Below are 14,771 nucleotides of genomic sequence, written 5' to 3' on the forward strand. Positions count from 1 at the left end.
AGTAGAAATGAAACTATCTGAATTGTTCAACCCGAACGAATTTGCCGCGCGCCATTTGAGCTTTGGCGACGAGGCTGCGCTTTTGGAAGCGCTCGGAGAGAAGAGCATGGATGATTTTGTCGGCAATACCGTGCCGCAAAGCATCCGTATGCCGTCCGAACTCGACCTGCCCGAAGCCCTGACCGAGGCGGACGCGTTGGCGAAATTGAAAGGTATTGCATCGAAAAACGTGATCAACAAATCCTATATCGGTTTGGGTTATTACCCGACTCGTGTGCCGAACGTGATTTTGCGCAACGTATTGGAAAATCCGGGTTGGTATACCGCCTACACCCCGTATCAGGCGGAAATCGCGCAGGGTCGTTTGGAAGCCTTGTTAAACTTCCAACAAGTGTGCATCGATTTGACCGGCTTCCCTGTGGCGGGCGCGTCTTTGTTGGACGAAGCGACCGCCGCCGCTGAAGCGATGGCGATGGCGCACCGCGTGGGCAAAGTAAAATCCGAACGCTTCTTCGTGGACGAGCGCGTCTATCCGCAGACTTTGGACGTGATGAAAACCCGCGCCAAATATTTCGGCTTCGAGCTGGTGGTCGGCGATTTTGCCAAAGCGGATGAAGGCGAATACTTCGGCGCGCTGTTCCAATACGTCGGCAAGGACGGCGACGTGCAAGACTTGCAAAGCGTCATAGGTCGTCTGAAAACCAAAGGCACGATTGTTGCTGTTGCCGCCGACATCATGAGCTTGGTCTTGCTGAAATCCCCTGCCGAGTTAGGCGCGGACATTGCGCTGGGCAACACCCAACGCTTCGGCGTACCGATGGGCTTCGGCGGGCCGCACGCTGCTTATTTCGCGTTTAAAGACGAGTTCAAACGCTCCGCTCCGGGCCGCATCATCGGCGTATCCAAAGACGCATCGGGCAAACCCGCTCTGCGCATGGCGTTGTCCACCCGCGAACAACACATCCGCCGCGAAAAAGCCACATCCAATATTTGTACCGCGCAGGCATTGCTGGCGAACTTGGCGGGCATGTACGCCGTCTATCACGGCCCCGAAGGCGTGAAACGCATCGCCAACCGCATTCACGCGCTGGCTTCCGTCTTTGCCGACGCGTTGGTTTCAGACGGCCTCAAAGTGGTTCACGAAACCTTCTTCGATACCGTTACCGTTGATTTCGGCAGCAAAGACAAAGCGGACAAAACGTTCCAAACCGCTTTGGAACTGGGCTACAACCTGCGCCGCGTCAGCGACACCCAAATCGCCGCCGCCTTCCACGAAACATCCGCGCGCGAAGACCTTGCCGTGTTGTACTACGCCTTCACCGGCAACAACACCTTCACGCTTTCAGACGACGTCAAAGGTCGTCTGAAAACCGAATTCCTGCGCCAAGACAATATCTTGCAACATCCCGTGTTCAACCGTTACCACACCGAACACGAAATGCTGCGCTACCTGAAGAAACTCGAAGACCGCGATTTGGCGATGAACCGCAGCATGATTTCGCTGGGCAGCTGCACCATGAAGCTCAACGCCACCGCCGAAATGCTGCCGATTACTTGGGCGGAGTTCTCCGACATCCACCCCTACGCCCCCGAAACCCAAACCGCAGGCTACCGCGAACTCTTGACCGACATGGAAAACAGCCTGAAAGCCATCACCGGCTTTGACGCGATTTCCTTCCAGCCCAACTCCGGCGCGCAGGGCGAATACAGCGGTATGCTCGCCATCCGCCGCTATCAGGAAGCCCAAGGTGAAGCGCAGCGCAACATCTGCCTGATTCCCAAATCCGCCCACGGCACCAACCCTGCCACCGCCGCCATGCTCGGTTTGAAAGTCGTCGTCGTCGATACCGACGAACACGGTAACGTCAACATCGACGATTTGAAAGCCAAAGCCGAGCAATACCGCGACGCCTTGTCCGCCATCATGATTACCTACCCGTCCACCCACGGCGTGTACGAAGAAGGCATCCGCGACATCTGCCGCATTATCCATGAAAACGGCGGACAAGTTTACATGGACGGCGCCAACCTCAACGCCCAAATCGGCATCATGCAGCCCGCCGAAGTCGGCGCGGACGTGTTGCACATGAACCTGCACAAAACCTTCTGTATCCCCCACGGCGGCGGCGGACCGGGCATGGGTCCCATCGGACTGAAAGCCCACCTCGCTCCGTTTGCACCGGGACACGCCTTGACCGACACCCACAGCGCCAGTACCGACCAAACCGCCGTTGCCGCCGCAGCGTTCGGTTCCGCGTCCATCCTGCCGATTACTTGGATGTACCTGACCATGATGGGCAAACAAGGCATGGAGCATGCAACGCGCTGGGCATTGCTCAACGCCAACTACGTCGCCAAACGCCTGAGCGAAGACTATCCCGTTCTCTACACAGGCAAAAACGGCCGCGTCGCGCACGAATGTATCGTCGATTTGCGTCCGCTTAAAGCTGAAAGCGGCATCACCGAAACCGACATCGCCAAACGCCTGATGGACTATGGCTTCCACGCACCGACGGTTTCCTTCCCTGTTGCCGGTACGCTGATGATTGAGCCGACCGAGAGCGAAAGCAAAGCCGAACTCGACCGCTTCATTGCCGCCCTGAAACAAATCAAACAGGAAGTGCTGAAAGTCGAGCGTGGCGAATGGCCGAAAGAGGACAATCCGCTGGTCAATGCTCCGCATACCGCATCCGACGTAACCGGCGAATGGGCGCATCCGTACTCCCGCGAAGAAGCTGTCTTCCCATTGCCGTTCGTCCGCGAACACAAATTCTGGCCGAGCGTCAAACGGGTAGATGAAGTGTATGGTGACCGCAATCTGGTTTGCTCCTGCTTGCCGATTGACGCATACGAAGATTAAGCCTGAATAGGTTTAAAATTGAACAGGCCGTCTGAAAATGAAAATAGTTTTCAGACGGCCTTTTGTTTGTTAAGATATTTCGCCCGAGAACATACATTTGTTTTTGGTAAAACAACAGATAAGGCATTCGGAAAGATAGACGGCGAATGCCTTTGCTTGTGGATAAAACAAACGGCTTACCATAACGATAAGCAAAAAGCCGTCTGAAAAACAGGAGGATACGATGGACGAACTTTTTATTCAAACGCTGACGATTGCCGGCTCCGATTCCGGCGGCGGCGCGGGCATACAGGCGGATCTGAAGACATTTCAAATGCGCGGCGTGTTCGGTACCAGCGTGCTGACTGCGGTTACCGCACAAAATACTTTGGGCGTATCGGCAGTGCATCCGATACCGACCGACATGATTGCCGCGCAAATTGCCGCAATTCAGGAGGATTTCCAAATCCGTGCCTATAAAATCGGCATGCTGGGTACGGCGGAAATCATCGAATGCGTGGCAGAACAAACCGCCGAATGCGATTTCGGCAAACGCGTGTTGGATCCGGTCATGATTGCCAAAGGCGGTGCGCCGTTGTTGGAAAACTCAGCCGTTGAAGCCATGAAACGCCTGCTGCTGCCGCATACGGACGTATTGACTCCCAATCTGCCCGAAGCGCAGGCTTTGACGGGTATTAATATTGAAAACCGCCAAGATGCGGAACGCGCCGCCAAAATTCTTCAGGATTGGGGCGTGAAAAATGTGGTGATTAAGGGCGGCCATCTTGCCGACAGCCAAAGCGAATATTGCACCGACTGGCTGTTTACGCCATACGAAACCATCGAGCTGAACAGCAAACGTTTCCCAACGCCGCATACGCATGGCACGGGCTGCACGTTTTCTGCCTGCATCACTGCCGAGTTGGCAAAAGGGTTTAGCGTGCACGAGGCGGTACAAACGGCAAAAAACTATATTGCCGCCGCTATTTCCCATCCTTTGGGCATCGGGGCAGGGCACGGGCCGGTCAACCATTGGGCGTATCGGGACGAGTAATGCGTTTAGGCCAATTGTAATTGATTGTATTTTTCAGACGGCCTGACTAGGTTTATCACTTGAAATTGTTTACAATATCGGATTAATGCTTTTACGGATAAAAAAGACACCATGCAAGTTACCTCAAAATGGATAGACGGAATGTGCTTCGTCGGTACAACGGCAAACGGACACAGCGTTGTGATGGAAGGCGCGGCGGCTGAAGGCGAAGTCAAACGCGGCCCCAGCCCGATGGAAATGCTGTTGTTGGGTGTAGCAGGCTGTTCCAGCATCGATGTCGTGATGATTGCCGAGAAACAACGCCAAAAAATCACCGACTGCCGTGCCGAAGTGACTGCCAAACGCGCCGACACCGCGCCGCGCGTGTTTACCGAAATCCATATCCACTTCAAAGTGTATGGTCGGGATTTGCAAGAAAGCGCGATCGAACGCGCCGTACAGATGTCTGCCGAAAAATATTGCTCCGCATCAATTATGTTGGGCAAAGCGGCAAAAATGAGCCACAGCTTCGAGATCGTCGAAACAGAATAGGGCGGTTTCAGGGTGGGAGTATCGGAGCGTGAACCGGCTACCCACAAAAAAAGCAGATATATTCACGCATTAACATGAATATATCTGCTTGCTTTTTATTCCTTTTTCTCTCTCTCTATCAGCCTTTATAACTTGGCTTGTTGATCTCATTGTGCAAGTTTCGTTTAACATTGTCAACAATTTTTAATTATATTTTAAACAACCCCGAAAGCTGCAGGTTTGTAAACGCTTGTGCCTTAATACGGATACTGGGGAAACATTATGGATTACGAAAATAATACCAACGTTGCGCCTGCAACTTCATCGCTTATTTTGGAAGAGCGTCACGATTCGGAACTCTTCCGCGTGTACGCATTGATTTTGGACGGCATTACCGACCATCTGCTGCTGCCGGGCAAAAAACTGACCGAGTCCGAGCTTTGCCGGCAAATGGTTTGCTCGCGCAATACCGTGCGTGGCGCATTGTCACTTTTGGCGCACGATAAAATCGTCGATCTGCAGCCTAACCGCGGTGCATTTGTCCATGTGCCGGACTTGAAAGAAATGAAAGACGTGTTCAACACGCGTATCGAAATGGAAAGCATGATTTTGAGCGTCCTCATCGATATGCCTGATTTGGAAACGCGTCTGCAACCGCTTTACGCCATGATTGAGCAAGAGGGCGCAGCCTCCGAAAGCGGCGACCGCGTGGGTTGGAACCGCCTGTCCAATGCCTTCCATGTCGAATTGGCGCGGCTGTTGGACAACGATGTCCTGTTTGAAATCATGAATACCTTGTGCGCGCGCTCTTCATTGATTGTGGCCGTTTCCGATCCGCTTCGCAAAGAAAAGCGCAACATCGATTCCAATTCACACCATGAACACCGAGAAATCCTCGATTTGTTGCTGGCAGGCAAGCGCAACCGTGTGACCAAAGTCATGCGCCGCCACTTGGGCGCGTGCATGGAACGCTTGGAACAGAAACTCGAGATGTAATCGGTTTGACAATAAAAAGGCCGTCTGAAATATTCAGACGGCCATTGGTTTATCCCTACAAAGCGAAACGCCATGAAACCCAAAATCCAAAGACACGAACATATCCTCACCCTTGTCCGCGAACATAACTTCATGACGGTGGAAGAGTTGGCGGCGAATTTGGATGTTACGCCGCAAACCATACGCCGCGATGTGCAGGAGTTAAGCGAGACCGGACAGCTCAAACGCTATCACGGCGGCGCATCTTTGGGCGACGTTTCAGTCGTAACGGCAGGGCAGGAGCGGCGCAACCATCAGCAGCAGGAAAAAAACGCCATTGCCCGATTGATTGCTTCTACCATTCCCGACAATGCCTCGCTGTTTATCAGCATTGGCACCACCATGGAAGCCGTCGCCGCCGAGTTGGTCAGACAGCGTAAAAATCTGCGGATTATCACCAACAATATCTACGCCGCCTCCATCACTGCGGCGCGTACCGATTACACAGTCATCATCGCTTCCGGCGTGGTCCGCCCCTTGGACGGCGGTATTACCGGCGTGGCAACCGTCGATTTCATCAACCAATTCAAAGTCGACTATGCCATCATGAGTACCCACGGCATAGAAAACGACGGCTCGCTTTTGGATGACGATTACAAGGAAGTCAGCGTCATGCAGGCGATGGTGAACAATGCCCGCGTGCGCTATCTCGGCGTCGACCACAGCAAATTCAACAGCAATGCCTTGGTCAGACTGGGCGATATCGGCGCATTCGATAAGCTGTTTACCGACCGCCCACCATCCGCCGCCATGCAGAAAACCCTAAACGAGCGCGGCGTGGCGTGGCAGGTTGCCGACCCTGTATCAAAGTAGCCAAGTCGGGTACAATTGAGCCATCATTCCATTCCTTTCAGACGGCCTGATTGAATGTTCAGGCCGTCTGAAAACAGAAAATCATTTTCCCATCAAAGAAATATTATGTTGAATAAAGACCAATTCGCGGACAACCATTTCATCCGCACCATCATCGAAGAAGACCTCAAAAGCGGTAAACATACAGCCATCCAAACCCGTTTCCCGCCCGAGCCGAACGGTTACTTGCACATCGGCCACGCCAAATCCATCTGCTTGAACTTCGGTTTGGCTTATATTTACGACGGCTTGTGCAACCTGCGTTTCGACGATACCAACCCTGAAAAAGAAAACGACGAATACGTCAACGCCATCAAAGAAGACGTCGAATGGTTGGGCTTCCATTGGGCGGGCGAACCACGCTTCGCTTCCAACTATTTCGACCAGCTTTACGACTACGCCGTCGGTTTAATCAAAGACGGCAAAGCGTATGTCGATGATTTGACGCCCGAAGAAATGCGCGAATACCGCGGTACGCTGACCGAAGCGGGTAAAAACAGCCCTTACCGCGACCGCAGTATCGAAGAAAACCTCGACCTGTTCACACGCATGAAAAACGGCGAGTTCCCCGACGGCAGCAAAACCCTGCGCCTGAAAATCGACATGGCATCAGGCAACATCAATATGCGCGACCCCGTCATCTACCGCATCCGCCGCTCCCATCACCACAACACCGGCGACAAATGGTGCATCTATCCGATGTACGACTACACGCACTGCATTTCCGATGCCATCGAAGGCATCACGCATTCCTTGTGTACGCTCGAATTTGAAGCACACCGTCCGTTGTACGACTGGGTGTTGGACAACATTCCTGCGCCGCACGCCGCACGTCCACGCCAATACGAGTTTTCCCGTTTGGAGCTTCTGTATTCCATAACGTCCAAACGCAAGCTGAACCAACTGGTTTCAGACGGCCACGTTGCCGGCTGGGATGATCCGCGTATGCCGACCATTTCCGGTATGCGCCGCCGCGGTTACACGCCCGAAGGCCTGCGCCTGTTTGCCAAACGCGCAGGTATTTCCAAATCTGAAAACATCGTCGACATGAGCGTGTTGGAAGGCGCAATTCGTGAAGAGTTGGAAAATTCCGCCCCGCGTTTGATGGCGGTTTTGAACCCGCTCAAAGTAACCCTGACCAACTTTGAAGCCGGCAAAACCCAAAGCCGCCGCGCAGCGTTCCATCCGAACCACGAAGAAATGGGCGATCGCGAAGTACCTATTTCACAAACCATCTACATCGAAGCCGATGACTTTACCGAAAATCCGCCTAAAGGCTTCAAACGCCTGGTTCCAGGCGGTGAAGTGCGTTTGCGCCACGGTTATGTCATCAAGTGCGACGAAGTAGTAAAAGACGAAGCAGGCAATGTGGTTGAACTCAAATGCAGCATCGACCACGATACCTTGGGCAAAAATCCCGAAGGCAGAAAAGTCAAAGGCGTGATTCATTGGGTGTCTGCCGAACATGCCGCCGAAATCAAAGTCCGCCTGTACGACCGCCTCTTTACCGTCGAGCGTCCCGATGCCGTGCGCGGCGAAGACGGCAACTATCTGCCGTTTACCGATTTCCTCAATCCAGAATCCATCAAGGAAATTACTGCCTACGCCGAGCCTGTCGCAAAAGATCTGCCGGCGGAGAGCCGTTGGCAGTTTGAACGCATCGGCTATTTCGTCACCGACCGCAAAGACCACAGCAAAGACACACCGGTGTTTAACCGCACTGTGACACTGAAAGATTCTTGGCAAGCTAAGTAATCTGTTTGCAGTCGCTATATTGAAGGCCGTCTGAAAACGTGAAATCCGGTTTTCAGACGGCCTTTATCGATAAAGGGATGGGATGGAACGTTATTCTGTACATTTGAAACTGCTGGGAATGGCAGTGTTGTGGGGCGCATCCTGGCCGATGGGGCGGATGTTGGGGCAGTCGCTGCCGCCGTTGACGGGCGGGGCGGTTCGGTTTGTACTGGCTTCGGTTTTGTTGTTGGGCTGGTTGTTTGCGCGCAGCAGGTTTGCAACTTTGGCAGCTTTGTCGGCGCGGCAATGGCTGGGCTTGACTGCAGCCGCTTCTGTTGGCGTGTGCGGTTATGCGGTGTTTTTTATGCTGGGTTTGCAGACTATGCCGGCAGGCAAGGCGGCGGTGGTCGTGGCGGTGAATCCCGTGTTGACGCTGCTGTTGGCAACTTGGTTTTTCGGCGAGCGTTTAAACGCGAAGATTTTGGCTGGTATGCTGCTGGCGGTCGGAGGTGCCATTATGGTGGTAACGCAAGGGCAGCCGTTGACAGTGTTATCGGGCGGCATCAAGGCGGGGGAGTGGCTGATTTTCGGCTGCGTGGTCTGTTGGGCGGCTTATACCTTAATCGGTCGCGCGGTTTTGCGCGGGATAGATGCGCTGACGGTAACAACGGCAACGTCGTTCATTGGTGCTCTGATGTTGTCGGTGGTGGCGTTGTGGATGGACGGAATGCCGTTTGAGGCGATAGCGGCAATGGATGGGCGAGGTTGGACAGCCTTGGCGTGGCTGGTCATCGGTGCGACTGTATTGGCCTATGCGTGGTATTTTGAAGGCGTGAAGACTTTGGGTGCAGGCAGCGCGGCAGCGTATATTACGCTTGTGCCGATTTTCGGTGTGCTGTCTTCGGCGTGGTTTTTGGGCGAACCGCTGCATATTTCGCTGGTTGCGGGTTGCGCGGCGGCGGTCGGCGGCATGACGCTGATGCGGTACGGACAGAGGGCTGTCTGAAGTTGGGTAAATACTCGGATTTTTGGCGATAGGGTTGCGATTGCCAAGCTGTTGCCGGCCATAATCTTATTGCAGGGTAAGATTATGGTCTCGGCTCAGTGTTCAATTTAAAAATTTGACACCCTGCCTCCAACTGCCTAAAATTCAACTTTCTCAAAAATCTACCGTATCCTGCGGCACGATTTCATACTTTCAGACGGCCTTTGTGCCATCTCTCTGATACCATTCAAAATATATCAATACTATGCACGTTTCAGAACTCCAAACCCTCCACATTTCCAAACTCTTGGAAATGGCAGAAGAACATGGCATTGAAAATGCCAACCGTTTCCGCAAACAAGACCTCGTTTTTGCCATCGTCCGCCAGATGATGAAGCAGAATGTCAGCTTTACCTGTTCCGGTACGCTCGAAATCCTGCCCGACGGCTTCGGTTTCTTGCGCAGCGCAGATACTTCTTACCTTGCCGGCCCTGACGATATTTATGTTTCGCCCACGCAAATCCGCCGCTTCAATCTGCACACCGGTGACACCATCGAAGGCAGCGTGCGCGTACCTAAAGACAACGAGCGCTATTTCGCACTTGTCCGCCTCGATACCATCAACGGCGATCAGCCTGAAGTCTGCAAACACAAAATCCTCTTTGAAAACCTCACGCCTTTATTCCCAACCGAACAATTCAAGCTCGAGCGCGACATCAAAGCCGAAGAGAATCTGACCGGCCGTGCCATCGACTTGGTTTCCCCAATCGGTAAAGGCCAACGTGCATTGTTGGTTGCGCCTCCTAAAACCGGTAAAACCGTGATGTTGCAAAACATTGCTCATGCCATTACCGCCAATTATCCCGATGTCGAGCTGATTGTCCTGTTGATTGACGAGCGTCCGGAAGAAGTGACCGAAATGAGCCGTTCTGTACGCGGCGAAGTGGTTTCCTCTACGTTTGACGAACCTGCGCAACGCCATGTACAAGTGGCCGAGATGGTGATTGAAAAAGCCAAACGCATGGTCGAGCATAAAAAAGACGTGGTCATCCTGCTGGATTCGATTACCCGTTTGGCGCGCGCCTACAATACCGTTGTACCGACTTCGGGTAAAATTCTGACCGGTGGTGTCGATGCCAACGCCTTGCACCGTCCGAAACGTTTCTTCGGCGCAGCGCGTAATGTGGAAGAGGGCGGTTCGCTTACCATTATTGCGACAGCGCTTGTTGAAACCGGCAGCCGCATGGACGACGTGATTTACGAAGAGTTCAAAGGCACGGGCAATATGGAATTGCACCTTGACCGCCGCATGGCAGAAAAACGCCTGTTCCCGGCCATCAGCATCAATAAATCCGGTACGCGCCGCGAAGAATTGCTGGTGCCGAACGATCAGTTGCAACGTATGTGGCTCTTGCGCAAATTCCTGCATCCTATGGACGAAATCGAAGCGACCGAGTTTTTGGTGGGCAAACTTAAAGACTCTAAAAACAATGACGATTTCTTTGAATTGATGCGCGGTAAATAAGCATAAGGCCGTCTGAATATGTTTCAGACGGCCTTTACTTTGCTTGAGGAACCTTTATGACCATCCGAATGAATTGGCAAAACTTATTGTCCACCCAACGCTTCCGTACCAAAAACGGCGAAATCGTGCCGACCGTTACCCCTTCGACTCAGGAAGGTGCCGATGCTTTGCGTACGGATTTTCACATCGACTACGACCGGGTTGTTTTTTCTGGAGCCTTCCGCCTCCTTGGCCGTAAAACGCAGGTACATCCGTTGGCGCAACATGACTTGACACACAACCGTCTGACGCACAGCGTTGAAGTTGCCAGCGTGGGCAGGAGCTTGGGCAACCGCGTGGGCGTGATGTTGCACAACGGCGGTTTTTTGCCGCAGGGCAATACGCCCAGCGATATTGGTGCCGTGGTGCAGGTTGCCTGTTTGGCGCATGATTTGGGTAATCCGCCGTTTGGCCATACCGGCGAAGATGCTTTGCGCGATTGGTTCAGACGGCCTGAACATCAAATTTATCTGAACACATTAAACGAAGCGGAGCGCAACGACATTCAAACCTATGAAGGCAATGCGCATAGCCTGCGTATCGTCGCCAGTCTTGAAATGTATCCGGAGGCGGGCGGAATGCGCCTGACTGCGGCAGCCATCGGCGCATTGTTGAAGTATCCGTGGACAACGCAACATCCAAACGGCAGAAAGAAATTCAATATTTATCAAACCGAGTTGCCATTTATCCGTCAAGTTGCCGACGAATTGGGGCTGATTTCTGCAGGAGAAGACAGCTGGGCGCGCCATCCTTTGTCTTATTTGATGGAGGCAGCTGACGATATTTGCTATGCCTTGCTGGACTTGGAAGATGCCGTCGAATTGGATTTGCTCACGGATACGGAAGTGGAGAGCATCTTGTCCGAGTTGACTTTTGCCGAAAGCGCATGGCACGCCAGCTCCAGCCGTCAGCGTTGCGCCATGTTGCGCGGCATTGCGATTGGCAAGGCGATTGATGATGTCGCGCAAACCTTTATGCTGCATCAGTCCGATTTACTGGATGGGACATTCAAAGGCAAAGACTTGCTTGCTCTGTGTAGCCCGCAAGTGCAAAACACTTTGGCAAAAGCAAAAGATTTGGCGCAAACACGGATTTTCCGCCATCACACCAAGCTCTTGACCGAGATCGCCACGTTCCCATGTTTAGGCTCCATCTTGGATTTGCTGGTCCCTGCCGCTTATGCCCTGATTGCTGAAAAACAGTTGGCAACGCGTCAGTCTTTGGCGTTGGAATTATTGAAAAAGCACAATCCGATTCTTCCTGAAGACAGTCTGTATCAGGCCTATATGAAGATCTTGGATTTTGTCGGCGGCATGACCGATAACTCCGCTGCTAAAATGGCACAGGATTTGTCAGGAGTAGGGATTTTACGTTAATTTTATATTGTTTAACTTCAATTGGTTAAATAAAAATATAAAAAATATCTGTGAAAAGAGTAGACAGGTTTCAGCAAAGCCTATATTATTCGGTCTTCTTGATTCACAACGCACTTGCGAAGTGATGAGGATGCACCCGTAGCTCAGTTGGATAGAGTATCTGGCTACGAACCAGAGGGTCGGGCGTTCGAATCGCTCCGGGTGCGCCACAAGATTTATCCGCGCCCATCGTCTAGCGGTTAGGACATCGCCCTTTCACGGCGGTAACCGGGGTTCGATTCCCCGTGGGCGTGCCAGTTTTCAAAAAAGCGCAATCTATTTCAGATTGCGCTTTTTTATTGCATTTACTGTTTGTGTTCTAAAGCCGTCTGAAACGCTTAGCAACTCAAGAGACAGAAGTGTGTAAAATCAATTGCCCAGACTTTTTGTCGTCTATTTGCGCTTTTCAATCTCATTTTACCATTGCCAACCCACGATTTATTGACAATAGTATTCATCTTAAGAGTTCCTAAACCTGAATTTACATGATTTCATATTTATAATTTCTTGATTTTATAAAATAAAAATATTTATTTGAACTTTTCTTAAAAAATGCCGTCTGAGATAAAGACAAGACGGAATATCTCTGTTAATGTGTAAATGTCAGCCGGCGTTTGCCGGTTTTTTATTGAGACCATTTGGGAGTCAATTATGAATATGAATGTTAAATTAATCGTTCCTGCCGTTTTGGCGGCTGTTGCCCTGACTGCATGTAGCAGCGGTTCTAAAGCTAAACCTGAAGCTAAAGCTGCGCCTACTGCGCAACAACAAACTCAAGCTCAGGCTCAACAAGCTCAAGCTCCAGTACCTAATACTTTGAAAGTAGACTCTATCGACGGTACTAAAGAAGTTCACTACAAATGCGGTAAAGATGGCAAAGAGCCTCTGAGCGTAATGTACGGCTTCAAAGGCAACGAAGTTGTTGCTGCACAAGTAAAATACAAAGGCCAAGTAACTGAAAACCTGTTCCGTATCACTGACAGCAGCAAAGACGTAAACGCATTCTGGGGCGGTAATGTCGCTTGGGTTGCTGAAGCAGCCACTGCAGCCAACGTAGACAAAGTTGACGGCAATATGCTGACTATCCGCGGTACTACTGAAGTAAACGGCAAACAAGAAGTGGTTGATCAAATCGTTACCCGCTTCTGCGCATTGGACAAAGGCGCGAAAGCTGCCGCTAAACCAGCTGCTAAAAAAGTGAAAAAATAATCTTTTACCGACAGCTTTAAACGCTGGGTAAAATAAAACAGGCCGTCTGAAAACTTTTTAGACGGCCTGTTCTTTTGAGTGATTTAACCCAAGAACCAGAATTTCAATGCCCACAACACGGCGACAATCCATACCATAGGCGGTACGTCTTGGGTGCGGTTGCATAAGAGTTTGATGAGTGCGTAGCTGATAAAGCCAAACGCAATACCGTCGGCAATCGAGTAGGTAAACGGCATGAAGACGATGGTTAGGAATGCCGGTGCGGCTTCGGTCATGTCGTCCCAATCGATTTCGCTCGCACTGCGCAACATTTGCGCGCCAACATAGAGCAGGGCGGGAGCGGTAGCGAATGCTGGAATGCTTTGAACCAGCGGGGAGAAAATCAGGCAGGCCAGCATCAGTACGCCGACGGTAACGGCAGTCAGGCCGGTACGGCCGCCGGCAGAAACGCCTGCCGCGCTTTCAACGTAAGGGGTTGTAGAAGAAGTACCCAAGGCGGCGCCTGCAACGATGGCGGTTGAGTCGGCAAGCAGGGCGCGTTTCAAACGCGGCAGTTTGCCGTCTTGCAACAAGCCTGCGCGGTGGGAAACGCCGACCAATGTGCCGGTAGAGTCAAACAGGTCAACCAGGAAGAATACAAAAATCACGCTGACCATGCTGACGGTAAACAAGCCTTTGAAGTCCATCTGCATGAAAGTCGGCGCAATGCTTGGGACTTCGCCGACCACGCCTTTGAACTCGCTCAAGCCCAAGACGGTGGAGATGGCGGTCAGCGTCAGAATGGTAATGATGATGGAGCCTTTAACGCGGAAATGGCCAAGTGTAACTACCATCACAAAGCCTGCCATCGCCAGCAGGGCAGTAGGCTGGTGGATGTCGCCCAAGCCGACCAATGTGGCAGGATTGGCCACAATCACGCCTGCGCCTTTGAGCGCAATCAATGCCAAGAAGAGGCCGATACCTGCGGCAATCGACATTTTCAAGCCCATAGGCAGGGCGTTGACCAGCATTTCGCGCACTTTAAAGAAGCTGAACAGGATAAAAATAATGCCTGAAATGAAAACAGCACCCAAAGCCACACGCCAGTCTACGCCCATGCCTTTGACGACGGCAAAGGTAAAGTAGGCGTTCAAACCCATACCCGGAGCGAGGGCGATCGGGTAGTTGCCGACAAAGCCCATCACGAAACAGCCGATGGCGGAGGCGATACAGGTAGCCACAAATACTGCGCCCATATCCATGCCGGTTTCGCCCAAAATCAGGGGATTGACGATGATGATGTAGCACATGGCGAGGAAGGTTGTCACACCGGCCATAATTTCCGTGCGGACGTTGGTCTGATTGGCGTTGAGGTTGAATAATCTTTCCAAAACGCTTTGATTTGAAGAACTCATTCGAGATATTCCTTTGGGAAAGCCGTTAAAGGACGGCATCAGCGGGTTTAACTGCCGGAAGCTCGGATTTTGGCCTTAACTTCTAAACAGATAAGGGAATTTTCGGGCGGTATTATACTGAAAAGCCTTTTGTTCGGGTAATAAAAATACATGAATCAGATAATGCCGGGCCAAGCCAAG

General features: G+C 51.9%; 11 protein-coding genes and 2 tRNA genes. 12 read left to right on the top strand and 1 reads right to left on the bottom strand.

Going from position 1 to position 14,771, the window contains the following annotated elements:
• Positions 1-7: 7 nt before the first annotated feature.
• The 12 genes from gcvP (at position 8) to ACTHTY_RS08180 (ending at position 13,197) form a co-directional block, all read left to right on the top strand.
• Positions 8-2,860 carry an aminomethyl-transferring glycine dehydrogenase gene (gene gcvP / locus ACTHTY_RS08125; protein WP_440367178.1) on the top strand — a complete coding sequence of 951 codons (2,853 nt, stop codon included), beginning with the start codon at positions 8-10 and terminating at the stop codon, positions 2,858-2,860.
• A gap of 223 nt (positions 2,861-3,083) precedes the next feature.
• Positions 3,084-3,893: a bifunctional hydroxymethylpyrimidine kinase/phosphomethylpyrimidine kinase gene (gene thiD, locus ACTHTY_RS08130; RefSeq protein ID WP_440367180.1), complete on the top strand. Its 810-nt coding sequence runs from the start codon at positions 3,084-3,086 to the stop codon at positions 3,891-3,893.
• Positions 3,894-4,004: 111 nt separating this feature from the next.
• Entirely contained in the window at positions 4,005-4,424 is a 420-nt protein-coding gene (locus ACTHTY_RS08135) for an OsmC family protein (protein ID WP_003679886.1), read from the top strand.
• A 261-nt stretch (positions 4,425-4,685) separates the two neighbouring features.
• The gene (locus ACTHTY_RS08140; RefSeq protein WP_004519550.1) at positions 4,686-5,399 is read left to right on the top strand and encodes a GntR family transcriptional regulator; all 714 of its coding nucleotides are present in this window, start codon (positions 4,686-4,688) and stop codon (positions 5,397-5,399) included.
• A gap of 72 nt (positions 5,400-5,471) precedes the next feature.
• On the top strand, positions 5,472-6,251 hold the full coding sequence (locus ACTHTY_RS08145) for a DeoR/GlpR family DNA-binding transcription regulator (RefSeq protein WP_063068458.1): 780 nt from the start codon (positions 5,472-5,474) through the stop codon (positions 6,249-6,251).
• A gap of 105 nt (positions 6,252-6,356) precedes the next feature.
• Positions 6,357-8,045, top strand: coding sequence for a glutamine--tRNA ligase/YqeY domain fusion protein (locus ACTHTY_RS08150; RefSeq protein ID WP_440367181.1), 1,689 nt, complete (start codon positions 6,357-6,359; stop codon positions 8,043-8,045).
• 82 nt (positions 8,046-8,127) lie between these two features.
• Positions 8,128-9,030: a DMT family transporter gene (locus ACTHTY_RS08155; protein ID WP_440367182.1), complete on the top strand. Its 903-nt coding sequence runs from the start codon at positions 8,128-8,130 to the stop codon at positions 9,028-9,030.
• A gap of 244 nt (positions 9,031-9,274) precedes the next feature.
• Positions 9,275-10,534 carry a transcription termination factor Rho gene (rho, locus tag ACTHTY_RS08160; RefSeq protein ID WP_003680905.1) on the top strand — a complete coding sequence of 420 codons (1,260 nt, stop codon included), beginning with the start codon at positions 9,275-9,277 and terminating at the stop codon, positions 10,532-10,534.
• A 56-nt stretch (positions 10,535-10,590) separates the two neighbouring features.
• A complete protein-coding gene (locus tag ACTHTY_RS08165; RefSeq protein WP_440367183.1) occupies positions 10,591-11,949 on the top strand; it encodes a deoxyguanosinetriphosphate triphosphohydrolase in 1,359 nt (452 codons plus the stop codon).
• A gap of 132 nt (positions 11,950-12,081) precedes the next feature.
• Positions 12,082-12,158 (top strand) — tRNA-Arg (locus tag ACTHTY_RS08170).
• Between the two features lie 12 nt (positions 12,159-12,170).
• A tRNA-Glu gene (locus ACTHTY_RS08175) sits at positions 12,171-12,245 on the top strand.
• A 394-nt stretch (positions 12,246-12,639) separates the two neighbouring features.
• Positions 12,640-13,197, top strand: a complete 558-nt coding sequence (locus ACTHTY_RS08180) for a hypothetical protein (protein WP_049333920.1) — start codon at positions 12,640-12,642, stop codon at positions 13,195-13,197.
• Between the two features lie 83 nt (positions 13,198-13,280).
• Here ACTHTY_RS08180 and ACTHTY_RS08185 read toward each other — a convergent pair whose 3' ends face one another.
• Positions 13,281-14,591, bottom strand: coding sequence for an NCS2 family permease (locus ACTHTY_RS08185; RefSeq protein WP_440367184.1), 1,311 nt, complete (start codon positions 14,589-14,591; stop codon positions 13,281-13,283).
• Between the last annotated feature and the right edge of the window lie 180 nt (positions 14,592-14,771).

This window comes from Neisseria sp. P0019.S002 (assembly GCF_051957155.1).
Classification (GTDB): Bacteria; Pseudomonadota; Gammaproteobacteria; order Burkholderiales; family Neisseriaceae; genus Neisseria; species Neisseria perflava.